Origin of the sequence: Actinophytocola algeriensis (genome assembly GCF_014203735.1) — a bacterium.
In the GTDB taxonomy this organism is placed as follows: domain Bacteria; phylum Actinomycetota; class Actinomycetes; order Mycobacteriales; family Pseudonocardiaceae; genus Actinophytocola; species Actinophytocola algeriensis.
In genome coordinates, this window is sequence record NZ_JACHJQ010000006.1 from 102,106 (window position 1) to 125,156 (window position 23,051).

Below are 23,051 nucleotides of genomic sequence, written 5' to 3' on the forward strand. Positions count from 1 at the left end.
ACCGCACGACGCACAGGGCGGGCATCCGATCCGGATGCCCGCCCTGTGTCGTGGTGCCCGAGGTCAGACGACCTCGGGTTCTGACTCCTTGGACTCGGACTCCTTCTCCGGCGCCGGCGCGGCGGCCGCGGCACCGAACGCGGGCACGTGCCGCAGCCGGATGGCGACCATGAGCGCCGCGCAGGCGTACAGGACGGCGCCGATGACGGCGACCGTCTGGAAGCCGTCGACGAAGGCGTCCTTGGCCGCCGTGACCAGGCCCTCGCCCTGTCCCGCCGGCAGGTCGCCCGCGACCGCCGTGGCCCCGGCGATGCTGTCGCCCGCCTGGGCCGCGCTGTCCGCGGGCAGGTCGCCGGGCAGGGTGACGGTGGAGCGGTAGACCGCGGCCCCCACCGTGCCCAGGATGGCCAGACCCAGCGTGCTGCCGAACTCGTTGGCCAGCTGGGCCAGCGAGCCCGCGGCACCCATCTTCTCGACGGGAGCCGAGCCGACCACGAGACCGGTGCCCAGCGCGACCGTCGGAGCGCCGAAGAACGAGATCAGCGCGAACCCGACGATGATCGTCATGTTGCTGTCGGTGCCGACCTGGGTGACGACCACGTAGGTGATCGCGGCCAGCGCGACCCCGACCGAGATCAGCAACCCCGGCCGGATCTTGTTGGCCAGCCTCGGCGCGATCTGCATGCCGACCGCGGCGGTGAGCATGCCGGGCACCATCGCCGCCCCGGCCTGCACGGTGGTCATGCCCCCCACCAGCTGGAAGTACAGCAGCATCATCATCATGAAGCCGCCGCCGACCAGGCTGAAGGTGAGCTGGTTGATCAGCGTGGTGCCGATCGTGCGGTTGGTGAACAGGTTCAGGTCGAGCATCGGGTCGGCCAGGTGCCGCTGCCTGCGCACGAACAGGTAGCCGACGACGATGCCGACGACGAGGGAGACGGTCGGCAGCGGCTCGAAGCCGGCACGGGCCAGCTCCTTGATGCCGTAGATCAGCGGCAGCAGGGCGACCAGCGACAGCACGACGCTGGTCAGGTCGAGCTTGCCGGGCTGCGGGTTGCGGAACTCGGGCAGGAACGCCGGGCCCAGCACGACGAGCGCCACCATGAACGGCACGCCGAGCAGGAACACCGAACCCCACCAGAAGTGCTCGAGCATGACGCCACCGAGCACCGGGCCGAACACGGCGCCGAGGGTGAACGTGCCACCCCAGATGCCGAACGCGGCGGCCTGCTGCTTGGGGTTCTGGAACAGCGTGCCGATCAGGGCCAGCGTCGACGGCATCAGCGTCGCGCCTGCGATGCCCAGGAGCGCCCTGGCCGCGATCAGCAGTTCGATCGTGGGCGCGTAGGCACACAGCAGCGATCCGATGGCGAAGGCGACACCGCCGATGAGCAGCAGCCGGCGTCGGCCGATCCGGTCACCCAATGTGCCCATGGTGACCAGGAACCCGGCCAACAGGAACCCGTAGATGTCAGTGGCCCACAGCTGCTCGTTGCTCCCCGCCTGCAGCGACGTCGCCAGGTTCGGCAATGCCAACAACAACACGAAGAGATCAATGGCAACGACGAATGTGGGGAGAGCCAGAACGGCCAGCCCTATCCACTCCCGCCTCCCTGCCTTGGCTGGGGCGTCGTTAGGAGTCACGTCATTGATCCTTTCGAATGATGATCACACTCTGTTGCAGTTCATAACTCAGAGCACGCTATCGCAAAGGTCCTCCAAAGGGACGTCGCCGACATCTCCCAGATTGCTGAGTTCTCCGGTGCCTGCCATCAGCCGGCCAGCCGGTCGCCGTCGGGCCGGGCAGGCGGCGGCGCCGACTGTCCAGTCGGGACGGACGCCAGCGCGGACGGCCGGCGGCGGCGCGGGTTCGCCAAGTACTGCATGACCGGGCGTTCCACCAACGTGTAGAGCAGCGCGGCGACGCCCAGCGTGGCGGCCAGGAACAGCGCCAGCACACCGAGCGCGGCCGGGGTGGCCCAGCTCGTGGTGGCTCCGAGCAGCTGGTGGCCGTAGACCAGCACCAGGTTGTGCACCATGTACACGGCGAAGGAGATCTCGCCCAGGTAGACCATGCGCCGACCGGACAGCCAGCTGCGCTCGGCGGCCTCGTCCATCCGCGCGCCCGCGGCGATGACCAGGCCGAGCGGGATCACCATCGTGGCCGCGACCCGGTACTCGCCGGGGACCAGCGGGGAGAGCGCGTAGGCGGCGATGGCGAAGGCGACCGCGCCACCCAGGTTCAGCGGGAGCCGCTGCCCGGTGATGACGATCCGGGCCAGCACGATGCCGAACACGAACTCCAGCAACCGCACCGGCGGGAACAGCGCGACGAACCACTGCTGCCACATGGTCATGTCGATGACCGGCATGACGAGGGGGGCGGACAGCGCGGCAGGCGGGGTGATGGCGGCGGCCAGGGTCGGCACGAGGAGGATGGCGACGACGAAGCCGCCTGCCCACAGCCACAACCGCTCCGGCCGGATCCGGTTGAACATCGGGAGGAGCAGCGGGAACAGCAGGTAGAACAGCAGCTCGCAGGACAGCGACCAGGCCACCACGTTGCCGGTGAAGATCACGCCGAGGTCCGGCACCCAGGACTGCAGCAGCAGGATGTTCAACCAGGAGGAGTCGGGCAGGGCGGTGCCGACGACGGCCGACGCCAGTACGTACGCGACGACCGCGGTGACGAGGTGGTTGGGGAAGATCTTGCACAGCCGGCGCCGCCAGAACCGGCCGAGGGTGTCGCTCGAGCGGGCCGACCAGGCGAGCACGAACCCGCTGAGGATGAAGAAGAACGAGACGCCCGTCCAGCCGCCGCCGGCGACGATGCTGCCGAGCGTGCTCTGCGCGGACGGGTCGGCGAACAGCCCGGTGTAGAGCACACCGTGGAACAGGAACACCATCGCCGCGGCGATGAACCGCATCCCGGTGAGGGATGGCAACCGCGAACGCCGTGCGTCCGCCTTCGATAACTCCACCTGCTGGGCCATTTCTTCCTCCGGTACCTGGCAGCCCCACCCGTAACGCCCTCACCCTGGACGACCGGAGCTGCCCGGGCATCCTCGACATTGCGCACACCGAGCGTGCGCGGAACAGCACTGTCCGACCTGCACTCCGAAATTGCCGAGTTCAATTCGAAAAGCTTCCTTACCAATTAACAAGGCCAAACCGCAGTACCATTGCGTCAAAGCCATTTTGATTAAGGGAGAACTGCAATGGAGAAACGCTGTCCTGCGCTGGACATCACCGGCAGCGATATCCATGGCGAGGCGGCACGGCTGCGCGCGCAGGGCCCAGCGGCCCAGGTGGAGCTGCCGGGCGGCGTGCTCGCCTGGTCGGTGAACAGCTACGCCGTCGCCAAGCAACTGCTGGCCTCCCCGGACGTGACCAAGAGTGCCCGCCACCACTGGCCGGCCTTCATCAACGGCGACGTCCCGCCGACCTGGGAGATGATCAGCTGGGTCGAGATGGACAACATCTCCACCACCCACGGTCCCGCACACCGCCGGTTACGCCGCCTGATCGGCAAGGCGTTCACCCCCCGGCGCACCGAGGCGATCCGGCCGCACGTGGCGGAGCTGACCACCATGCTGCTGGACAACCTCGCCGAGGACGCGTCGGCGGGCGCGGTGGTGGACCTCAAGGAGCGGTTCTGCTACCCGCTGCCGGGCATGGTCGTCGCGGACCTGATCGGGATGGGCGAGGAGCCCCGGCTCGCGCTGACCAAGGTGATGGACATGATGGCCCGCACCGACGTCACCTCCGAGCAGGCGCAGGAGATCCTGGTCGGCTGGCGCGGCGCCATCGCCGACCACATCGCGCTCAAGCGGGCCGAGCCCGGCGAGGACATCACCAGCGACCTGATCGCCGCACGGGACGAGGACGGCTCGCGGCTGACCGAGCAGGAGCTGGCGGACACGATCTTCGCCGTCATCGGCGCCGGGTCGGAGACGACGATCAACTTCCTGGACAACGCGATCACGTTGCTGCTCAGCCACCCGGAGCAGCTCGCGCGGATCAAGAACGGGCAGTCCTCCTGGAGCGACCTGATCGACGAGGTGCTGCGGGTGGAGTCGCCGCTGGCGAGCCTGCCGCTGCGGTACGCGGTCAACGACATCGAGCTCGACGGGGTGACCATTCCCCAGGGCGACCCGATCCTCGTCAACTACGCCGCCCCCGGCCGTGACCCGGCCGTCCACGGCGAGAGCGCCTGCGAGTTCGACATCACCCGCGAGGACAAGGACCACATCTCCTTCGGTTTCGGGCCGCACTACTGCCTCGGCGCCGGCATCGCCCGCATGGTCAGCACCGTCGGGCTGTCCAGCCTGTTCGAGCGCTACCCGGACGTCAGCCTCGCCGCCCCGGTCGAGAGCCTGACCCACATCCCCTCCTTCGTCATGAACGGCCACCGCTCCCTGCCCGTCCGGCTCTCCGCGGTCGCCAGCAAGGCGGCCTGACGGCCCGCACGATCCCCCGGACACCAAAAGATCCGGCCGGTGAGAATCTCACCGGCCGGATCTTTTTCGTCGCCCCACTGGCCGTCTACGAGGCCAACTGCTCGCCGGACTCGTCGTCGTCGGCCGCCAGCAACAGGTACGGGTCCTCCATCTCGACCCAGCCCAGCCCCGGCGGGCACCGGTCGTAGCCGAGCAGCCGGCGCACCTCCTCCGGGTAGGCCAGCACGGACTCCCGGGGCACCGCGAGGTACTGGTTCTCCTCCTGGCGGAGGTTGCCCAGGTCGAGCGCGATGGTCAGGCCGGTGCGCGGCTTGTCGCTGACGTTCTTGCCACCGCTGTGATAGACGCCGCCCAACCAGATCAGCCCGGAACCGGCTGGCATGTCGGTCGGATAGGCCTCCGATGTGGACGGAGCCCGCTCGTCGTCCCAGTGGTGGCTGCCCGGGATCACCAGGGTGCCGCCGTTCTCCGCGGTGAACTCGCTCATGGCGAGCATCAGCTGCACCCGGCTGGTCGGCCCGGGATGGCTGCGCAGGTGCAGCGCGTCGTCCCGGTGCAGCGGCTGCTTGCCCTGGCCCGGGTGGATCTGGATCAGCTGGGTGCCGCTGATCTGGATCGTCGGCGTCATCTCCACCCGGTTCTTGCCGATGTACATCGGAATCGGCTTCTGCATGATCCGGCGGGCCGCACCCAGGTACAACGGCTGGCACACCACAGGGGTCAGCTGGTGGGTCCTGGCGAACACCGACGAGACCCGCCGGGTCTTGGTGCCGTTGTACCAGTCGTCACCGTAGTCCTGCGCGTCCAGCGACGGGCCGAGGTCCGCCCACAGCGCGTCGAGTGTCGTGGAGTCGACGAAGTCCTCCACGATGACGCCGCCGTCCCGCTCCAGGATCTCGACAACCTCATCGAGGCTGGTGTCGGGGGTCACCCGAGTAAGACCGGCCATTGTGTGTTCCTTTCTCCGCCGGCTCAGGCCGCCGACGCCTCGGCTGCCTTGGCGGTCACCGTGCTCGTCAGGTCGGCCAGCGTCGGGTCGTCCTCGAAGATGTCGCCGACGTCGATCCAGATGTCGAGCTCCTCCTCGATCCTCGACACCAGCCGGACCGCGGAGATGGACTCCCCGCCAAGGTCGAAGAAGGTCGCGTCCTCCTGGCCGTCCTGAACGGTGAGGACGTCGTGCCAGATCCGGCTGACCGTCTCGTTGATGTTGCTGCTCATGTGTTTCTCCGACTCCTCACTCGGGTAGCGTCAACTCGGCGTCCGGAGCCAGCACCGTCTCCCGCAGTACCTGGAAGAACGTCGCCATGATCTCCTGGATCGTCTCGCGGCGGTACAGGTTGCTGTTGAACTGCAGGCCACCGACCAGCTCGCAGCTCTCCGCGTTGAGATCGAGTGTCCACAGTGCACCGTCCGGGATGTCCGCGCCGTCCTCCTGGGGGAGGGTGCGCGTGCGGATCTCGGACAGCTCCAGGTCCCCGACGACCTCGCGCTCCATCACGTACGGGAACTGGAAGACCTGGAACGGGAACACCGCGAGACCGTCGGTGAACCACGGCCTGCCGAACGCCGGCGTGTCCCCCATCACCTGCGCGAACGGGATCTGGTTCGAGTACGCGCGCAGGCAGGTGGCCCTGGCCGCCTTGATCACCTCGCGGAAGGTGCCGCAGCCCGCCAGTTCCGTCCGGAGTGGAAGGAAGTTGAAGAAGCTGCCGACGGTCTCCTGGAACCGGGCCGTGCCGCGGCCGGACGCGACCGTCGAGACGGTCAGGTCGGTCTTGCCCGACGCCCGGCTCAGGTAGACGTACTGTGCGGCCAGCATCACCATGAACGCCGAGCTGCGGGTCTCCTTGGCCAGGTCCAGCACCGCGGCGACCACGTCGCGGTCGATCTGGAAGCGCTCCACCGCGGTGTGCTTCTCGCGACCCTCGGACTTGGGCCAGTCGGTCTCGAGCGAGTGCACCTCGGTGCCTGCCAGGTTCTCCCGCCAGTACTCCCTCGACCGGGTCATCGCGGTCTCGGTGTACCGCTGCTGCTCCCACTCGACGTACTCGCGGTACTGGGCCGCGTGCGGCAGCGGCGGCAGCTCGTGCCCGCGCAGCGTCGCGTAGAAGTGGGCCAGGTCCCGGATGACCAGGTGGATGGCCCACCCGTCGACCGCGGTGTGGTGCGCGATGAGCACCAGCACCGAGTCGTTGTCGTCGAACCTGGCCAGCACCGCCCGGAACACCGGCACGTCGGTGACGTAGTAGCTGCCACCCTCGAGCTCGACCAGCAGCTCCTCGGCGCACAGGGCGCGGTCCGCCGGGTCGACCCCGGGCAGATCGCGCACCTCGAGCTTGGCCGGGCTCGGCGGGTGCACCAGCTGGTACTTCTCCTCACCGCGGATGACCGTGGTGCGCAACGCCTCGTGCCGTTCGACCACCAGGTTCATCGCCCGTTGCAGGCTTTCCGGGTCGACGTGCCCGGAAACCCGCCAGCCGTAGACGATGTTGTACTTCGGGCCGAACGCCCCGACCTCGTTGCCCTCGTCGAACGCGCACAGGAATTCCTGGTTGAACGACAGGGGCACCTTCTCCGCGGGCGAGTCGCCCGCGGCTAACGCGTCGATGTCGGTGTCGGTCACGGTCATGGTTCCTCCACGATGTCCCGGTGTCCGCGCCTCAGCGCAGTTCGATGTTGGCGCGCCGGGCGGACTCGAGGAACTGGCCCCGGGACAGCGCGTCCGCCACCTGTTCGATGTCGTCGGCCATGTAGCGGTCCCGCTCCAGCGTCGGCACGAGCTCGCGGACCAGCTCGTAGGTCGCCTTGCCTGCCGGGCTGAGCCCGTCGTAGCGCCCGGACACGTCGACCGCCTGCGCTGCCGCCAGGAACTCCACGGCGAGGATGTAGTTGTTGTTCGACAGCACCCGGCGGGCGTTGCGGGCCGAGATGAGGCCCATGCTCACCACGTCCTGGTTGTCGCCGTTGGACGGCACGCTCTGCGTGCTGGCCGGGCCGATGGTCCGGTTCTCGGCGACCAGCGCCGTGGCCGGGTACTGCGCGCCGGCGAAGCCGCTGTTCAGACCCGGCTCGCCGGAGGCGACGAGGAACTCGGGCAGCCCGGACAGGTACCGGTTGAGCAGCCGGTTGGTGCGGCGCTCGGAGAACACGCCGAGCTGGGTCAGCGCGATCGTGAGGTAGTCCATGGCGAACGCCACCGGCTGGCCGTGGAAGTTCGCGCCGTGGAAGACTTCCTTGCCCTCGAAGAACAACGGGTTGTCGTTCGAGGAGTTGAGCTCGGTCTCCAGGGTGGCGGTCGCGTAGTAGAGGGTGTCGCGGACGGCACCGACCACCTGCGGGATGGCGCGCAGCGTGTACGCCTTCTGGATGTAGACGTCGGTGCGCGACACGTCGCCGCTCTGCTGCTCCTGGGCTTCCTTGCGGAGCTGGGCGTGGTCCACCGCGAGCTGGGTGCCGTCGAGCAGCGCGCGCATGTTGGCCGCGTTGTCGATCTGGCCGCGGTGCGGCCGGGCCACGTCGTGGCCCTCCGCCTGGAACGGGCTCTTCGAGCCGAGCAGCGTCTCGACGACCAGCGCCGTGACGATCTCGGCCTGCCGCACCTGGTCCGCGGCCCGTGCGACGTTCAGGCAGCCGAGGCCGGTCATGGCCGAGGTGCCGTTGATCAGCGCGAGACCTTCCTTGAACCGCAGCTTCAGCGGCTCGATGCCGTGCTCGGCGAGCACGGGACCGGTCGGGGTCTTCTGCCCGTCGCGCAGCACGTAGCCCTCGCCGATCACGGTCGAGGCGATGTGTGCGAGCGGACCGAGGTCGCCGCTGGCACCCAGCGAGCCGATCTCGGGGATGGCGGGCGTGATGCCCAGGTTCAGGTACAGCGCGAGGCGCTCCAGCAGCTCCGGCCGCACCGCGGAGTAACCGCGGGACAGCGCGTTGAGCCGGGCGGCCACGATCGCGCGGGCCTCGTCCTCGGCGAAGATCGGGCCGACGCCGGCACTGTGGCTGCGGACCAGGTTGGTCTGCAGCTCGTTCTCCTTGGCGGTACCGACCAGCATGTAGATCATCTCGCCGTAGCCGGTGGTGACACCGTAGACGGGCACGCCGTCGGCGACCGTGTCCTCGAACTGCTGGCGGCTGGTCGCGGCCCGGGTCAACGCCGCCGGGGCAACATTGACCGGCGCCCGCTCCTCAGCGACTCGCCGGATCCCCGGTATGTCCACTTTCTCGCCGTCGAAGTCAACGGGCAAGTTGGTGTCATTCAGCGTCACGTTGGTCACCCCGTCACGGTTGCGGAATCAGCTTTTTCGGGAGCTTGTTGTGCACCGACGACGGCGGACGAGCCGGCCGCCATCGGTTGGCGAGAAGTCGCGGCCAGGGAAACGTCACGCCAGGCCGCGCGCAAAGCGTCGAACAAAGGTCGTCCACTGACCCGATATGCCCGGCAGACGGTCGAGGCGGCCGAGTTCGGGGTCAGCTTTTCCTGTGACCACAACCCGTCCTGGGCTGACGACTCGGCCTGTCTCACCGCTATATAGTCGGTTCCCACCAGACGTAGCCGCATCTCGCGGAATGCGGCATGCGGCTTCGCCCGTTCCGGCGCGCCGCGCGGCCAAATACCATGGATCCATGCCAGCAAAAGAAGCCGCCAGCCGCGAGCTCTACCTCGATCTGCTGAAACGGATCCTGGTCAACGTCATCTACGAGGACCCGGCGATTCCGAATCCCGTGTTCGAGCGGGAGGAGTACAACCGCTGGGCGCGCAACACCGGCAGCGACTGGCCGAGCGTGGCGCACACGATGGTCGGCAAGGCACGGCTGGACAACGTGCAGCACTGCCTGGAGAGCGTCATCGCCGACGGCGTGCCAGGCGACTTCATCGAGACCGGCGTCTGGCGTGGTGGCGTGTGCATCCTCGCGCGGGGGGTGTTCGAGTCCTACGGCATCACCGACCGCACGGTGTGGGTGGCCGACTCCTTCGAGGGCGTGCCGTCCGCGACGGACCTCAGCCACCCGATCGACCAGCGGCTGAACATGCACGAGCACAACGAGGTCCTCGGCGTCGACGAGGCGTCCGTGCGCGCGAACTTCGAACGCTACGGCCTGCTCGACGACCAGGTCCAGTTCCTGCCCGGCTGGTTCAACAAGACCCTGCCCGCCGCGCCGATCGACCGGCTCTCGGTGCTCCGGCTGGACGGCGACCTGTACGAGTCTACTTTGGACGCACTGAACCCGTTGTACCCCAAGCTCTCCCCCGGTGGTTACGTCATCATCGACGACTACCTGGTGCCCGGCTGCCGCGCCGCGGTCGACGAGTTTCGCGACGAGCACGGCATCACCGACCCGATCGAGCGCATCGACCGCTGGAGCGTCTACTGGCGCCGTTCGCAGTGAACAGGGACCACAAGCGATGTGGCCGTCACCTCCGAGGAGGTGACGGCCACATCGCTTTGGTCCGCGTGCTCCCGCTCAGTGCGGTGCGTCCTCGATGCCGAACCGGGCCTTCGCCAGCTCCCGGTTGGCCATCGTCTCGAGGGCGATGGAGATGCCCGCGTGGCTCTTCATCATGGACAGGTCGCGCCACACCCGCTCGATCCGCTCACCGCGGCGCACCGCGCTCGAGCCTGCCGTCGGGTAGATGAACTGCTCGACCGCCGCCCAGCTGAGCCGGACCACCTCGCGGCAGATCGTGCCGATCCGCCACTCCCGCTCCGTGTTGAACGCCGACGGACCCTGCGCGCACAGGTCCTGCCAGGACTCGATCGCGCCGTACAGCGCCGCCTCCGCGGCGGCGAGCTTGCCGGTGGCCTCGCCGTACCAGCGCTGGAAGTCCGGGTCCTCAGCGCGGCTGACGATCGGCGGGAACGAGGTGGTGCGGGTGCGCATGAGCTCCTCGTAGGCCTCCAGCGCGCCCTCGGCGATGCCGAGCGCCAGGGTCGCCGACTCGAACAGCATGAAGCTGAGCGGGCCGCCGCCGTACTGCGGGTGGCCGTGCAGGCGCACCCCGGGGGTCTCGTCGGAGACCGTGTACATGCTCATGTGCGTGTCCAGCACGAAGTCGGCCGGGACGTGCACGTTCTCGAGAGTGATGCTGTGCGAGCCGCTGCCACGCAGACCCAGCTGCTGGCCCCAGTCGTCGAGCCGGCGCCAGGAGTCGCGCGGCGCGATGAACATGACCGGCGCCTCGCCCATCTCGCCGTTCTCGTCGAGGACGAGCACGTGGCCGATGAAGTGGGTCGCGTACGGCGAGCCGGAGCAGTAGCCCCAGGTGCCGTTGATGATCCAGCCGCCGTCGAGCGCGCGCTGGGCGGTGCCGCTCGGCATGATCGACGCGGGCGAGATGAACTCACCGCCACTGAAGATCTCGTCCTGCACCCGCTCCTCGAACACGGTCGCGGCCAGCACGGCGTGCACCGCGCCCAGGCAGAACATCCACCCCGTCGAGGGGCAGCCCTTGGCCAGGATCTGCACCACCCGCATGAACGTGTCCACACCGAACTCGTAGCCGCCGTACCGCCGCGGCACGAGGATCCGGTAGAAGCCCGCCTCGGTGAACTGCTCGTGGACGTCCGGGGCGTAGTAGGTGCGCTCCTCGGTCTCGGCCTGCCGCGCGACCAGGGTCGGGGCGATGGCCTCGGCCCGCGCGATGACGTCAGCCGGCGTGAGGTCCGGTTCGGGAGGCTGGGGGAAGTCGTCTGGCCTGATGGCGGTAACTGACATGATGCGCAGGTCCTTTGTCTCTCAAGGAAACGGAAGCGCCGACCCTGCCGAGGACCGGGCGAGGTCGGCACGGTCCCAGTGCTGTGTCCACCTACGTTGGCTGGTTCGTCCGGTGGTCGTGCTCGTCGGGAGTTCTTTTCGGGTTGTCCTCGCTGGACGGGCGTGCTGCCGGAGGTTCTGCCCGAACGGGCCCCGGGTTGGCAACGGGGTTCTTTGGCGAGGGTTTGGTCTGGGACTCACGGCCCCACGCCTGCGCGCCTTCCACGCCCCCGTGGTGCCGGTGGTGCCGGTGGTGCCGGTGGTGCCGTGAAAGGCGCTCTCACGGCGCTGGGCGTGCCCTGAAAGGCGCTTTCAGGGCACGCAACGTCCTGAACGCGCCTTTCGCGGCACCGGCGATGCCCTGAACGCGCCTTTCACGGCGGCGGGCCCGGCCAAACCCGCCGGAGGAACCGGCGAACGTGGTGGACACAGCACTTGACGGCGCGGTCAGCCGTTCAGCGGCACGACGTTCTCGATGTCGTCGGCCGTGTAGGGCTCGACATCGGTCCAGTACTCGACACCGTGGCTGCTGTTCGGGTTCGCCGGGACGTCGCGCGGGGTCTCGGTCACCCAGGCGTTGTAGTCGTCCAGCAGCTTCTGGGCGTCCTCCGTGGCCTTGGCGAACCGGGCGGTCGGGTCGGCACCGCGGGCCAGAACGTCGTCCATGGCGTGGCACATGATGTCCTGCGCACCGGCGAAGTCACCGTGCAGCGCGCCCTCCGAGGGCGGGTAGGACAGCCCCGTCTTGGGGGCGATCACGCCCGACGGGTAGCGGAGCATGTCGTCGTAGGTGATCGCTTGCTCGGGGTGCTCGTCGAACCAGCCCTCGTTCTTCAGCAGGTCGTAGGACGCGCCGGTGATCGGCACGAAGCTGTTGTCCTTGTGACGCTGCGCGGCGTTGGCGGGGTTGTGCATCCACATCAGGAACGCCAGCGCGCCGTCCTCGGCCGTCTCCTCCAGGCCGTCGGTGAGCCAGAGCGAGGTGCCCGCGACCGCGTTGCCCTTGAAGGGAACCTTGTCGTTGTACGGGAAGATCCCGACCTCCATGTCGAACCCACCCATCTGGGCGGCGTGCGCCATGTAGTTGACGTCGTTGGACGAGGAGATCCGGATGGCCACCCGCTGGTCGCGGTACGCCTCCAGGGTCTCCGCCCAGCCGGGGATCCGGCCCGCGTAGAGGTAGTGGCCGTCGCGGTGCAGCTGGCGCCACCAGTCGACCCAGGTCGCCATCTCCGTCGAGGACAGGTCGATCTCCGTCGCCCGGCCGTCGCGGCCGTTGCGGTTGTTGACGAAGTAGTGGCCCTGGGAGGCCATCGCCTGCTGCACGAAGGTGCCGTGGTTGGACCAGGTGATGGCGTGCGACGGGCCGCCCTGCATCCTGGCGACCTGGTCGCAGACGTTGTTGACCTCCTCCCAGGTCTCCGGCAGCTTGGAGACACCGGCCTTCTCGAGCAGCTGCTTGTTGGCGAACAGGAGGCTGGTGGTGCCGACCGAGGGCATGGAGTCCAGGTCACCCTGGTACTCGTAGTAGTCGCGGAACGCCGGGTGCAGGTCGTCGAGGACGACCTTCTCGCCCAGGATCTCGGTGCGGTCGCCGACCGCCTTGGCGACGGACTTGAACAAGGGGCTGCCGTCGGCGTTGATCGCGTCCCTGGCCACGTGGCTGGAGTAGAAGTAGTACTCAGCCAGGGCGGGCTTGTTGCCCTTCACGGCCTCTTCGGCCACGATCTTCGGGAACCAGAAGAAGTCCAGGCCCTTTACAGTGACGTTGTACTGCGGGTGGATGCGGTTGAACTCCTCGGCCTGAGCGTGCCAGCGGTCCATCCAGCCCGGGAAACGCAAGTCCGCAACCCAAACGTCGATGTCGACCTTGTTCGTCATTGGATCTCCTCGTCATGGGACCGCCTTACCGGTCCCGGCCCATATTTCGCGTCAGCGCGCGGACCACGCATCTCCTTGCTTGCCGTTCGCCGGGATAACCGCACGTAGAAGGGTGTCGGCGGGCCAGGAGAACAACGATCATGCGGGTTTGCCGACGCGTGCGTCCGCTGGTGGCGCGGAGTCCACACGCGACTCGCGGCCGGCGTCGGCCCGCGCGGCGAGTCGAGTCGAAATGCCGCAATGCCAGAGATGTGATACGTGAAAGCGAATGTGAGGCTGGGCGCATGGCCGAATTCGACGGGATGACCATCCTGATCACCGGCGGTGGCACCGGCATGGGCCTTGCCACTGCGAGACAATTGGTTGACGCCGGCGCGAACGTGGTGCTGGCCGGGCGCCGTGTCGAGCTGATCGATGCCGTGGCGAAGGAACTGGACCCCACCGGTGAGCGAGTTCTCTCGGTGGCCACGGACGTCTCCCGCGTCGAGGACCTCGACGAGCTCGTCGAGGGGATCAAGAACCGGTTCGGCAGGCTGGACGGCGTCTTCGCCAATGCCGGCGTGCCCCACGGCTCCCCGAGCGCCTACGTCGGCGAAGCCGACTTCGACCAGGTCGTCGGGATCAACTTCAAGGGCACCTACTTCACGATCCAGAAAGCGGTGTCGCTGTTCGACGGCGCGGGCTCGGTCGTGATCAACGGAACCGTGCTCGTGCACCGCGGCATGGGCCTGGCGTCGGTGTACGCCGCGACCAAGGCCGCGACGATGAACCTGGCCCGCTCGCTGGCCTCCGACCTGGCCCACCGGGGCATCCGGGTCAACTCGGTCAGCCCGGGCTTCATCGAGACGGACATGCTGGACCTCGTCGCGCCGACCGAGGAGGCGCGCGACGGCATCTGCTCCCAGATCCCGCTCGGCCGGTTCGGCAAGGCCGACGAGGTCGCCAACGTGGTTACTTTCCTGCTGTCACCCCGCGCGGCGTACATCACCGGCCAGGACCTCGGTGTGGACGGCGGTCTGGCGCGCTCCGTACCCATGGGCACGGTCTCAGGGGTAGGCGAGGACTAGGTATGACAACGACCCCGATATCAAGGAGGAGACCGCGATGAGCTTCGATGCCGGATCACGCGCGGTGGTGCTCGGCGGAAGTATCGCCGGGCTGTTCGCGGCGAGGGTTCTCGCGGACGCCTACGACGAGGTGCAGATCGTCGACCGCGACAAGCTGGTCGGTGTGAAGGGGCCGCGGCGGTTCTGCCCGCAGAGCCACCAGGCCAACGGCCTGCTCGCCCGCGGCGTCCAGGTCATGGAGGAGCTCTTCCCCGGGCTCACCCAGGAGATGATCGACAACGGGGTGCCCACCGGCGACCTGTCCGGCAGCTGCCGCTGGTACGCCAGGGGCCTCCGGCTCAAGCAGGGGCACGGCAACCTGCAGACCCTCGGCGTCATCCGCCCGCTGTTCGAGTACTACATCCGCGAGCGGGTGCAGAAGATCCCCAACGTGGTCTTCGTCGAGGAGCACGACATCCTCGGCCTCACCGCGACGGCGGACAACAGCCGGATCACCGGCGTGAAGGTCCAGCACCGCAACGAGAGCACCGACAAGGTCATCGAGGCCGACCTGGTGATCGACGCCACCGGGCGCGGCTCGCGGACGCCGGTGTGGCTGGAGCAGCTCGGGTACGAGCGGCCCGAGGAGGAGCGCAAGAAGATCGACCTCGGCTACGTGACGCAGCACTTCAAGCTGCGCCCGGGCGTCAACCCGTTCGAGGGCGACGTGGCGATCAACCAGATCGCGCACGCGGCCGCCCCGCGCGGCAACGTCTTCTTCCTGGTCGAGGACGGCAGGCTGGAGCTGACCACCTACGGCATCCTCGGCGACCACCCGCCCACCGACCAGGCCAAGCTCTACGAGTGGCTGAAGTCGTTGCCCGCCAAGGACGTCTACGAGACGCTGCGGTACGCCGACCCGGTGGACAAGCCGGTCCCGTTCAAGTTCCCGACCACGCTGCGCAGGCACTACCAGAAGCTGCGCCGCTTCCCCGAGGGCCTGCTGGTCACCGGTGACGCGGTCACCACCTTCAACCCGGTGTACGCCCAGGGCATGAGCGTCGCCGCGCTGTGTGCGCTGACCCTGCGGTCGCACCTGCACAGCGGCGCCGCCCCGGTGCCCACGGACTACTTCCGGGACCTGGCCAAGGAAGCGATCGACGCGGCGTGGCAGATGACCAACACCATCGACCTGAGCCTGCCCGGCGTGCCGGGCGAGCGTTCCCTGCAGGTGCGCTTCGCCAACTGGTACCTCAAGCGGGTGCAGACCGCCGCCACCCACGACGGCTCGATCACCGCGAAGTACTTCACGGCCGCGGGCCTGGTCGCACCTCCCGAGTCGCTGATGCGGCCGGGCTTCATGTTGAAGGTCCTCTGGAAGTCCTTGTTCGGCCCGTCCAAGGAAAGCCGGCAGCCCTACGTCTACAAGGTCCCGGAGGGTATCGAGCCGGTCGTCGCGGAGAGCGCGTACGACGAGACGCCCAAGGCGGCGTGACCCGACTGAACTAGTTCCACCACGACGGCCACGGGTTTCCAGCAGCTACGACTCGCCGGAACACCCGTGGCCGCACGTGTTTCCACGACCACTGGAGTACCGATGCCCACCACCGCACCTAGAACCTGCCCCATCTGCGACGCCGTCTGCGGTCTCAAGATCACCCTCGACGACGACAACCGCGTCACGTCCGTGAAGGGTGACCAGGACGACCCCTTCTCCAAGGGCTACATCTGCCCGAAGGGCGCGAGCCTCGGCCGCCTGGACGAGGACCCCGACCGCCTGCGGGTCCCGATGATCCGCGACGGCGACGAGTGGCGGGAGGCCTCCTGGGACGAGGCGTTCCTGGCCGTCGAGCGCGGCCTCACCGGTGTCATCGAGAAGTACGGCCGGGATGCCGTCGCGGTGTTCTTCGGGAACCCGACCTACCACACGATGGCCGGGTTCCTGTACCGGATCCCGCTGATCCAGTCGCTCGCCTCCCGCAACGTGTACTCCTCCGGCACGATCGACCACATGCCCAAGCACGTCGCGTGCGGGCACCTCTACGGCGACGCGTTCGCGATCGCGGTACCCGACGTGGACCGGACCGACTACTTCATGGTCATCGGCGCGAACCCGATGGAGTCACACGGTTCCCTGTTCACCGCGCCCGACATGCCCGCGCGGCTCAAGGCGTTGCGCAACCGGGGCGGCAAGCTGGTGGTGGTCGACCCGCGCCGCACCCGGACCGCGGCGGTCGCCGACGAGCACCACTTCGTCCGGCCGGGCACCGACCCGTTCCTGCTGCTCGGGATCGTCCACACGCTGCTCACCGAGAACCTGGCCACGGTCACCATCGACGCCAACGGGCTCGACGAGCTGCGCGAGGTGGTGCGGGAGTTCACCCCGGAGGTCGCCGAGCGGGTCTGCGGCGTGCCTGCCGAGGACATCGCCCGGCTGGCCCGCGAGCTGGCCGCGGCGCCGACGGCCGCGGTCTACTCGCGGATGGGCGGCTCGGTCGTGGAGTTCGGGTCGCTGACCCAGTGGCTGGTCGACCTGGTCAACATCCTGACCGGCAACCTGGACCGGCCGGGCGGCACCATGTTCACCCGGACCGCGGCGCTCGAGGTGTTCCGCAGCGGGGAGCCGTTCGTGCCGGGTCGCTGGCACAGCCGGGTCCGTGGCCTGCCGGAGGTGATCGGCGAGCTGCCGACGGCCACGCTGGCCGACGAGATCGAGACCCCGGGCGAGGGCCAGGTCCGTGCGCTGGTGAACATCGCGGCCAACCAGGTGCTCGCGGCGCCCAACGGGCCGCGGCTGGGCAAGGCGTTCGAGAGCCTGGACTTCATGGTCTGCGTCGACCCGTACCTCAACGAGACGACCAGGCACGCCAACGTGATCCTGCCCCCGCCGCGCATCCTGCAGATGCCGCACTACGACTTCCTGCTGCAGATCGTGACGGCGCGCAACTACACCAGGTTCTCCCCGGCGATCCTGCCGCTGGAGCCGGACCAGCGGTCCGAGGCGGAGATCATGGCCCGGTTGACGCTGATCGCGGCAGGCGCCGGCGCGGCGGCCGATCCCGCCGGCGTCGACGAGATGTTCATCGGCCAGCTCCTCGGCGGGGCGACCCAGATGCCCGGCTCGCCGGTCGAGGGCATGGACGTGGCCGACCTGCGGGCCACGATCGAGGGCGACGACGGACCAGAGCAGATCCTGGACACCATGCTCAAGTTCGGCCCGTACGGCCTGTCCCTGGCCAAGCTGAAGGCGAACCCGAACGGCATCGACCTCGGCCCGCTCGAGCCGCGGCTCAAGGAGCTCGTGTGCACGCCGTCCGGCAAGGTCGAGCTCGCCCCGCCCGCACTGGTCGCCGACCTCGAGCGGCTGCGTGCGCGGATGGTCGCCCCGACCCCGGAGGTGGTGCTGATCGGGCGCCGCCAGCTGCGGTCCAACAACAGCTGGCTGCACAACGTCTCGTCCCTCGTCGGCGGCAGCAACAAGTGCGTCCTGCACGTGAACCCGGCCGACATCGCCAAGTTCGGGTTGGGCGAGCAGGCGGTCGTGCGGTCGGCGGTGAGCGAGCTGGTCGTCGCCGTCGAGGCGAACGACGCGATCATGCCGGGCGTGGTGAGCCTGCCGCACGGGTGGGGTCACTCCGGCGGCAGGCAGCGGGTCGCCGAGGACAACGCAGGTGTCAACGCCAACGCGCTGACCGACGAGTCGGTGTTGGACGTCCCATCCGGCAACGCGGTGTTCAACGGCGTTCCGGTCACGATCAGCCCTTACGAGGTGGTGTAGCCATGAGCGGTACCCGGGCCAACGAACCCACTCCGATCACCCAGGCGAACTTCGGCGACGAGGAGCCGGAGCGCTACATCCGGGCGAACCTCGCCAGGGGCATCGTCTGGGCCGACATCCTGGCCGACATCGCGGCCGACGAGCAGGCCCGCCAACAGCTGCGCGACGCCGCTTAGCGCGAACGGGAACGGCACGAACGGGCCGGGCCGGTGGGGATTCCCCCGCCGGCCCGGCCGAACTATGTGGCCTGGGCGTGATGAAGGGGTCCTTCCTCACGCTGGGTGTGTGAGGAAGGACCCCTTCATGACCGGGGCCGGCTCCGCGGGTCAGCGGGCCGGGCCTGCCAGGTTCTCCGCCGGACCGGCCGCGCTTTCCGCGAGCCAGGCCTGGTAGCCAGACACCGAGGGCGAGACCCCCGGGTACTGCTCGCGCAGGGTCTCCCGGTAGCGGTCGACCGACGCGCCGCCGGGCAGGGTCGCCAGGCCAGGGACGAGCGAGGGCTCGGTGGCCAGCCAGGGCGCGGGACGGACGTCGGCGTCCGGGTTCGCGCGGAGGGTCAGGGAAGCGGCCGTCCAGCCCGAGACGACGACCAGCGGGCCGGTGCCGGCCGACACGCCGGCCAGCCGGACCTCGAGCCCCAGCCGCGCCGCGGCGTCGCGGACCACGGCGTCGGCCGCCTGGCCGCGCGGCGAGGCGTCGGCGGCCACGATGAACCACCGGTGCCCCTGCTCGGCGAGGGTCGCCACGATCGCGCGCAGGGAGTCGGCGTCGGCCGGGGTGAGCGCCTCGTCGGGGCAGGAGCCGGGGTCCGGGGCCGGCCGGGTCCTGGCGATCGCCCGGCCGAGCAGCGCGCTCGCACACTCGGCGCCGTCCGGCCCGGCGAAACCCGTCGGCGCCGGGGTGGCGGTGCCGGTGTCGACAGCCACCGAGATGGTGCGGCCGCCGTAGCTGACCAGCACCTCGCTCGGCCCCTCCGGCAGCGTCACCACCGTCCACGCCCCGTTCGCGCCCGGCCGGGGCCAGGCCGGGGTGAGCTCGGCCCCGCTCGTGCCGACCAGGGCGCCGGTGCCGCTCACGCGCACCAGGTTGTTGCCGGGCCGGTTGGGCACCACGAGGACCTCGATCGGGTCGTCGTCGGTGTCGTACTCGGCGGCGACGATCACCCCGGGCACCGGCGCGGCGGGACGCAGCACCATGGCCTGCCCCACGCCGGCGATGAGCACCATGGCCAGCGCCCCGGCACCGAGCCGCACGCTCACGGTGGTGGCCGCGCGCCTGGGGCGGGACACCACGAACCAGGCCATCGCCACGAGCGCCAGCACCACACCGGTGTGCAGCATGGTCGCGGCGCGCGCGGGTCCGGCGCCGGTGAGCCAGGCCTGCGCGAACTGCTGGGCGGCGAGGGCGGCGGCAGGCCAGAACACCCAGGGCGCCATGCGCCGCGCCCGGTCGACGGTGGGGGCGAACCGCTCGTCGCGCGAGAGCACGAGGTACAGGGGGACGGCGAGCAGCGCGAACAGCACCGGCGCCCACCGCTCAGACAGGTTCAACCCGCCGGACAGCAGCAGCTCCAGGGTGGCCGCCACGCCCGCGGTGGCGACCACGGCGGCCAGCGACCGGCGGCCGGGCTCGGCGAGGAAACCCCGCAGCACGGCGAACGCCGCGACGGCGGGAACCGCGACGAGCAGCGCGACCCGCAGGAAGGTCGGGCCGACGCTCACCCCGACGGTGAGTTCGTGACCGTGCCCGCCGCCCTGCGCGAGCAGGACGACGGGCGTGGTGGCGGTCAACACGTCAGACACCGGCCCCGACGGGTACCCGTGCGCACGAGCACTCCATCAGCTTGGCCTCGGCCGGTCGGGGCCGCCGGTGGTGGACCATCGCCACCACCATCGGGATGAACACGATGGCGTTGTAGAACAGGTGCAGCTCCACCCGGGGGAACGCGAGCTGGACGATGCTCGTCGGCACCTTGGCACCCAGGAGGTTCGCGCCGGACAGTGCCTGCAGGAGCAGCAGGAGGTGTTCGAAGTGGTGCCACACCTGGATCCACATGGCGGCGTTCCACCACGTGCGGGAGCGGCCGACGAACCCGTGCCGCAGCATCACGAAACCCACGAGCATGGCGATGGCGAACCCGTAGTGCAGCCACTCGGACTTGACCAGCCACGGGAAGTAGAGCCCCAGGACCCCGCCCGCCTCGGGTCGCGGCCAGCCCAGAGCATAGATCTGGACCGCCTGGGTGATGTGCTCGACCCAGTGCGCCACCACGACGAACAGGAAGACCATCAACGCGGCCTTGTGGTAGCGGGTGTTGAGTAGGCCGTACCGGCCCGTCCACCGCTTCGCGCCGGTAGCTGTGACCATGTCCCACTTCCTTACCGCAAAAGGGATTGTGACCTTCCCACAGCGGTGGCGGGCCGGGCCAGCGTCGCAGCTGACCGGCCCGCCACCGCTGGGAGCCGTTGTCGTGTCAGGCAGGCACCTTCGGCGCGGGCAGCCTGGGCAGCTGGAACATCCGGACGAACCGGTGCAGGTGGACGGTGTCGCCCGTGACGCCGACCTTGCCGGAGGCCAGGACCTCGTCCGCGGTCACCTCGCCGTTCATCAGCGGGAGGAGCGCGAAACCGAAGTCCAGCACGGCGTCCGCGCCGGGGAGCGGGCCCGCGCCGACCTCGAGCCGGCCGTCCGCGATCCGGATGTTGAGCACGTGGGAGCCGATGTGCACCTCGTAGCACACCGGCGGCCCGTCGGCCTTGTCGGGGAGGAACGTCGCCTTCAGCGCGACCATGAGGGAGGAGTCGGTGACGATGTCGTCGGGGCGCGGTGTGGCGAGGGCCGCGGCACCCCACCGGCCGAAGGCCAGCAGGGCGTCCTCGGCGGCCAGGCCGTACGGGGTCAGCTCGTAGCGCGTTTGGTCGCCCTCGCCCGCACCTTCGCCCTGGTCGACGACCTGGACGATCCCGCAGTAGGCCATCTCCTTGAGCCGGCGGTGCAGCACCTCCGACGACATCCGGGGCAGGCCCTCGGCCAGCTCAGCGACGGTCTTCGACCCGACGAGCAGGTCACGGACGATCAGGAAGCCCCACCGCTCCGCCACCATCTCCGCGGCCTGGGACAGGCCGCAGTACTGGCCGTAGGTGTCCCGTACCGCGCTCTGCAGGTCGGCCAGCACGCCCTCGACGTGCATGGGGTCCGTCCCGGTGGTGGTGAACGTGAAGGAGTCGCTGGTAATCATCAGGCGGTCGCGATCGACGACCACTTTCCAGGACGATTCGGTCATGGCCCAGCGTCCAATCTCTTCCCGCTCACTGTGCGGTTCCCGGGGACTGCCCCGGTGCCCCGCGTCAAGTGACCGACGGTCGGTACGTGTTGTCTCATCCTGCTGGCGTCGCCACCTGGCCCGCATCTCCCGACGTGCGCACAACGCCCGCCCCACGGGACCGCGCAAACCGCTCATCACAGGAATTAGACGAGAATTCCCCGTCCGAATATCGTTTCAGCTCGGCCATTCACTTTCAACCCGCCAACGGGAAACAGAAGTTTTCAGATAGCGGATTTCCGCCATGATTCCGCGGACCGGCTTCACGACCCGGCCCGGGCGCGACGCGTCGCCGACGGGTGACCGGCTAGTGCCGACCTGGACCGACGCCGAACCGGACAGGTGGCTTCGATGTGCCTGCCGAGTATCCGGGGAGACGGCGCACCGACGGGACGGCGCAGTGGCCGCGGCCGAGCGGTCGCCACGTCGGGGCCGCCGTTCGGCGCGAGAACGGGGGAGAGCGCCCTGCCGCCGGACCCGCGACGACCTTCCACTCGCCCCTCATTTCACGTTCGAATCAGCCAACGACTCGCCGAAGATGATCAATTGCCCAATGCCGCAGGGTTTACAATAGGCCCCGTCGCCCGGTCCGGGGCAAGCAAAAACGTACAAACGCGAAGTCGAATAAGCCATTCGCACTATTCCCATGCGAATGTCGGCGCTTTATGCGGGCCTTGAGCGAGGCCCGGACCCCCCTCGAGTCGCCCCTCGACGGCGGGGACGTGGAGCCCGGCGGCACCCGGCAGCAGGTCGTGCCGGTGACATTTGCCGTCGACGCGAACCAGGTCACCCCGGTCGAGGACCGCCGCGGCGGGTGCGCGACCGGCCTGGTAGGAACGAGCCGTGCGCCGTTCCGCCCCGTCTCCCCTGCCGCAACGCGGCGGGCTCGACGCCGCGCGGCTGCGGCTCCCGGAGGACGGCGAGTGGCCGACGGTCCGGGCCTACCTGGTCGACCGGCTGCCGAGGGTCGACCCGGCCCGCATCGACGCGATGCTCGCCGACGGCCGCTTCGTCGGCCGGGACGGTCCGTTCGCGCCCGGTTCCCCGTACGAGCCGGGTTCGTTCGTGTGGTTCCACCGCGACCTGCCCGACGAGGTCCCGGTGCCCTTCGAGGTGGGCGTCGTGTACCGGGACGAGCACATCGTGGTCGCCGACAAGCCACACTTCCTGTCGACCATCCCCCGCGGCCAGCACATCGCCGAGACCGCGCTGGTGCGGCTGCGGACGCGGTTGGACCTCCCGTACCTGTCGCCTGCGCACCGGCTGGACCGCCCGACGGCCGGGCTGGTGCTGTTCGTGGTGCGCCCTGAGCTGCGCGGCAAGTACCAGACGATGTTCCGGGACCGCCTCGTCCACAAGGAGTACGAGGCGATCGCCCCGACCCGGCCCGAGCTGGCACTGCCGACCGTGGTGCGCAGCCGCATCGTCAAGGAACGCGGGGTGATCACCGCGCAGGAGGTCCCCGGCGAGCCGAACGCGGAGACCCGGGTGGAACTCCAGGCGGCCCGCGACGGCCTTGGCCGCTACCGCCTCCTCCCGGCCACGGGCCGCACCCACCAGCTGCGGCTCCACATGTGCGGCCTGGGCGTCCCCATCCTCGGTGACCCGTTCTACCCGGTCCTGGAGGACCGTCCCCTGGACGACTTCACCCGACCGCTGCAGCTGCTGGCGAAGGTCCTGTCGTTCGACGACCCGGTGACCGGCGAACCCCGCCGCTTCGAGAGCCGCCTGCGCCTGGCTCTGCACGTGTCCTGAAGACGCTTCAGGGCGTTGAGCACGTTCAGCGCAACGAAGGGGTCCTTCTGCCGTGA

At 69.2% G+C, this 23,051-nt stretch carries 18 protein-coding genes; 7 read left to right on the top strand and 11 right to left on the bottom strand.

Annotation, left to right across the window (positions count from 1 at the left end):
- Positions 1-63: 63 nt before the first annotated feature.
- Complete coding sequence (locus FHR82_RS27665; RefSeq protein WP_184813490.1) at positions 64-1,644, bottom strand: MFS transporter; 1,581 nt, start codon at positions 1,642-1,644, stop codon at positions 64-66.
- Between the two features lie 128 nt (positions 1,645-1,772).
- Positions 1,773-2,927: an acyltransferase family protein gene (locus tag FHR82_RS27670; RefSeq protein WP_184813491.1), complete on the bottom strand. Its 1,155-nt coding sequence runs from the start codon at positions 2,925-2,927 to the stop codon at positions 1,773-1,775.
- Positions 2,928-3,218: 291 nt separating this feature from the next.
- Here FHR82_RS27670 and FHR82_RS27675 point away from each other — a divergent pair, with 291 nt between their 5' ends.
- A complete protein-coding gene (locus FHR82_RS27675; RefSeq protein ID WP_184813492.1) occupies positions 3,219-4,460 on the top strand; it encodes a cytochrome P450 family protein in 1,242 nt (413 codons plus the stop codon).
- Between the two features lie 85 nt (positions 4,461-4,545).
- Here the strand turns inward: FHR82_RS27675 and FHR82_RS27680 are convergent, their stop codons facing one another.
- From FHR82_RS27680 to cmdF, 4 genes are read right to left on the bottom strand one after another with little or no spacing between them, the layout of a single operon-like run.
- Positions 4,546-5,409 carry a phytanoyl-CoA dioxygenase family protein gene (locus FHR82_RS27680; RefSeq protein WP_184813493.1) on the bottom strand — a complete coding sequence of 288 codons (864 nt, stop codon included), beginning with the start codon at positions 5,407-5,409 and terminating at the stop codon, positions 4,546-4,548.
- Positions 5,410-5,432: 23 nt separating this feature from the next.
- A complete protein-coding gene (locus FHR82_RS27685; protein ID WP_184813494.1) occupies positions 5,433-5,681 on the bottom strand; it encodes a phosphopantetheine-binding protein in 249 nt (82 codons plus the stop codon).
- A 16-nt stretch (positions 5,682-5,697) separates the two neighbouring features.
- Positions 5,698-7,092, bottom strand: coding sequence for a condensation domain-containing protein (locus FHR82_RS27690; RefSeq protein WP_184813495.1), 1,395 nt, complete (start codon positions 7,090-7,092; stop codon positions 5,698-5,700).
- 31 nt (positions 7,093-7,123) lie between these two features.
- On the bottom strand, positions 7,124-8,725 hold the full coding sequence (cmdF, locus tag FHR82_RS27695; protein WP_184813496.1) for a tyrosine 2,3-aminomutase: 1,602 nt from the start codon (positions 8,723-8,725) through the stop codon (positions 7,124-7,126).
- 358 nt (positions 8,726-9,083) lie between these two features.
- Between cmdF and FHR82_RS27700 the strand changes: the two genes are divergently transcribed.
- Complete coding sequence (locus FHR82_RS27700) at positions 9,084-9,848, top strand: TylF/MycF family methyltransferase (protein WP_184813497.1); 765 nt, start codon at positions 9,084-9,086, stop codon at positions 9,846-9,848.
- Between the two features lie 75 nt (positions 9,849-9,923).
- Here the strand turns inward: FHR82_RS27700 and FHR82_RS27705 are convergent, their stop codons facing one another.
- Entirely contained in the window at positions 9,924-11,174 is a 1,251-nt protein-coding gene (locus FHR82_RS27705; RefSeq protein WP_184813498.1) for an acyl-CoA dehydrogenase family protein, read from the bottom strand.
- Positions 11,175-11,660: 486 nt separating this feature from the next.
- The gene (locus tag FHR82_RS27710; RefSeq protein ID WP_184813499.1) at positions 11,661-13,094 is read right to left on the bottom strand and encodes an extracellular solute-binding protein; all 1,434 of its coding nucleotides are present in this window, start codon (positions 13,092-13,094) and stop codon (positions 11,661-11,663) included.
- A gap of 284 nt (positions 13,095-13,378) precedes the next feature.
- Here FHR82_RS27710 and FHR82_RS27715 point away from each other — a divergent pair, with 284 nt between their 5' ends.
- From FHR82_RS27715 to FHR82_RS27730, 4 genes are all read left to right on the top strand, one after another.
- Positions 13,379-14,161, top strand: coding sequence for an SDR family NAD(P)-dependent oxidoreductase (locus FHR82_RS27715; RefSeq protein WP_184813500.1), 783 nt, complete (start codon positions 13,379-13,381; stop codon positions 14,159-14,161).
- A 37-nt stretch (positions 14,162-14,198) separates the two neighbouring features.
- On the top strand, positions 14,199-15,635 hold the full coding sequence (locus tag FHR82_RS27720; protein ID WP_184813501.1) for an NAD(P)/FAD-dependent oxidoreductase: 1,437 nt from the start codon (positions 14,199-14,201) through the stop codon (positions 15,633-15,635).
- 102 nt (positions 15,636-15,737) lie between these two features.
- Positions 15,738-17,918 (top strand): molybdopterin-dependent oxidoreductase, encoded by a 2,181-nt coding sequence (locus FHR82_RS27725; RefSeq protein ID WP_184813502.1) that lies wholly within the window; start codon positions 15,738-15,740, stop codon positions 17,916-17,918.
- 2 nt (positions 17,919-17,920) lie between these two features.
- Positions 17,921-18,094 (top strand): DUF6222 family protein, encoded by a 174-nt coding sequence (locus tag FHR82_RS27730; protein ID WP_184813503.1) that lies wholly within the window; start codon positions 17,921-17,923, stop codon positions 18,092-18,094.
- 150 nt (positions 18,095-18,244) lie between these two features.
- Here FHR82_RS27730 and FHR82_RS27735 read toward each other — a convergent pair whose 3' ends face one another.
- From FHR82_RS27735 to FHR82_RS27745, 3 genes are all read right to left on the bottom strand, one after another.
- Positions 18,245-19,720, bottom strand: a complete 1,476-nt coding sequence (locus tag FHR82_RS27735; protein WP_184813504.1) for a DUF6239 family natural product biosynthesis protein — start codon at positions 19,718-19,720, stop codon at positions 18,245-18,247.
- Positions 19,713-20,285, bottom strand: a complete 573-nt coding sequence (locus FHR82_RS27740) for a hypothetical protein (RefSeq protein ID WP_184813505.1) — start codon at positions 20,283-20,285, stop codon at positions 19,713-19,715. Before FHR82_RS27740 ends, FHR82_RS27735 begins: the two co-directional genes overlap by 8 nt.
- A 106-nt stretch (positions 20,286-20,391) precedes the next feature.
- Positions 20,392-21,201, bottom strand: a complete 810-nt coding sequence (locus tag FHR82_RS27745; protein ID WP_184813506.1) for a winged helix-turn-helix transcriptional regulator — start codon at positions 21,199-21,201, stop codon at positions 20,392-20,394.
- 882 nt (positions 21,202-22,083) lie between these two features.
- Between FHR82_RS27745 and FHR82_RS27750 the strand changes: the two genes are divergently transcribed.
- Positions 22,084-22,995, top strand: coding sequence for an RluA family pseudouridine synthase (locus tag FHR82_RS27750; RefSeq protein WP_184813507.1), 912 nt, complete (start codon positions 22,084-22,086; stop codon positions 22,993-22,995).
- The last annotated feature ends 56 nt before the right edge of the window (positions 22,996-23,051 follow it).

Excerpts from the sequence above, each read along its gene's own strand:
- FHR82_RS27715 (WP_184813500.1), top strand. The coding sequence starts at position 13,379 with ATGGCCGAATTCGACGGGATGACCATCCTGATCACCGGCGGTGGCACC.
- FHR82_RS27710 (WP_184813499.1), bottom strand. The coding sequence starts at position 13,094 with ATGACGAACAAGGTCGACATCGACGTTTGGGTTGCGGACTTGCGTTTC.
- FHR82_RS27670 (WP_184813491.1), bottom strand. The coding sequence starts at position 2,927 with ATGCGGTTCATCGCCGCGGCGATGGTGTTCCTGTTCCACGGTGTGCTC.
- FHR82_RS27690 (WP_184813495.1), bottom strand. The coding sequence starts at position 7,092 with ATGACCGTGACCGACACCGACATCGACGCGTTAGCCGCGGGCGACTCG.
- FHR82_RS27675 (WP_184813492.1), top strand. The coding sequence starts at position 3,219 with ATGGAGAAACGCTGTCCTGCGCTGGACATCACCGGCAGCGATATCCAT.
- FHR82_RS27685 (WP_184813494.1), bottom strand. The coding sequence starts at position 5,681 with ATGAGCAGCAACATCAACGAGACGGTCAGCCGGATCTGGCACGACGTC.
- FHR82_RS27700 (WP_184813497.1), top strand. The coding sequence starts at position 9,084 with ATGCCAGCAAAAGAAGCCGCCAGCCGCGAGCTCTACCTCGATCTGCTG.
- FHR82_RS27745 (WP_184813506.1), bottom strand. The coding sequence starts at position 21,201 with ATGACCGAATCGTCCTGGAAAGTGGTCGTCGATCGCGACCGCCTGATG.
- FHR82_RS27720 (WP_184813501.1), top strand. The coding sequence starts at position 14,199 with ATGAGCTTCGATGCCGGATCACGCGCGGTGGTGCTCGGCGGAAGTATC.
- FHR82_RS27705 (WP_184813498.1), bottom strand. The coding sequence starts at position 11,174 with ATGTCAGTTACCGCCATCAGGCCAGACGACTTCCCCCAGCCTCCCGAA.
- FHR82_RS27730 (WP_184813503.1), top strand. The coding sequence starts at position 17,921 with ATGAGCGGTACCCGGGCCAACGAACCCACTCCGATCACCCAGGCGAAC.
- FHR82_RS27725 (WP_184813502.1), top strand. The coding sequence starts at position 15,738 with ATGCCCACCACCGCACCTAGAACCTGCCCCATCTGCGACGCCGTCTGC.
- FHR82_RS27680 (WP_184813493.1), bottom strand. The coding sequence starts at position 5,409 with ATGGCCGGTCTTACTCGGGTGACCCCCGACACCAGCCTCGATGAGGTT.
- FHR82_RS27740 (WP_184813505.1), bottom strand. The coding sequence starts at position 20,285 with ATGGTCACAGCTACCGGCGCGAAGCGGTGGACGGGCCGGTACGGCCTA.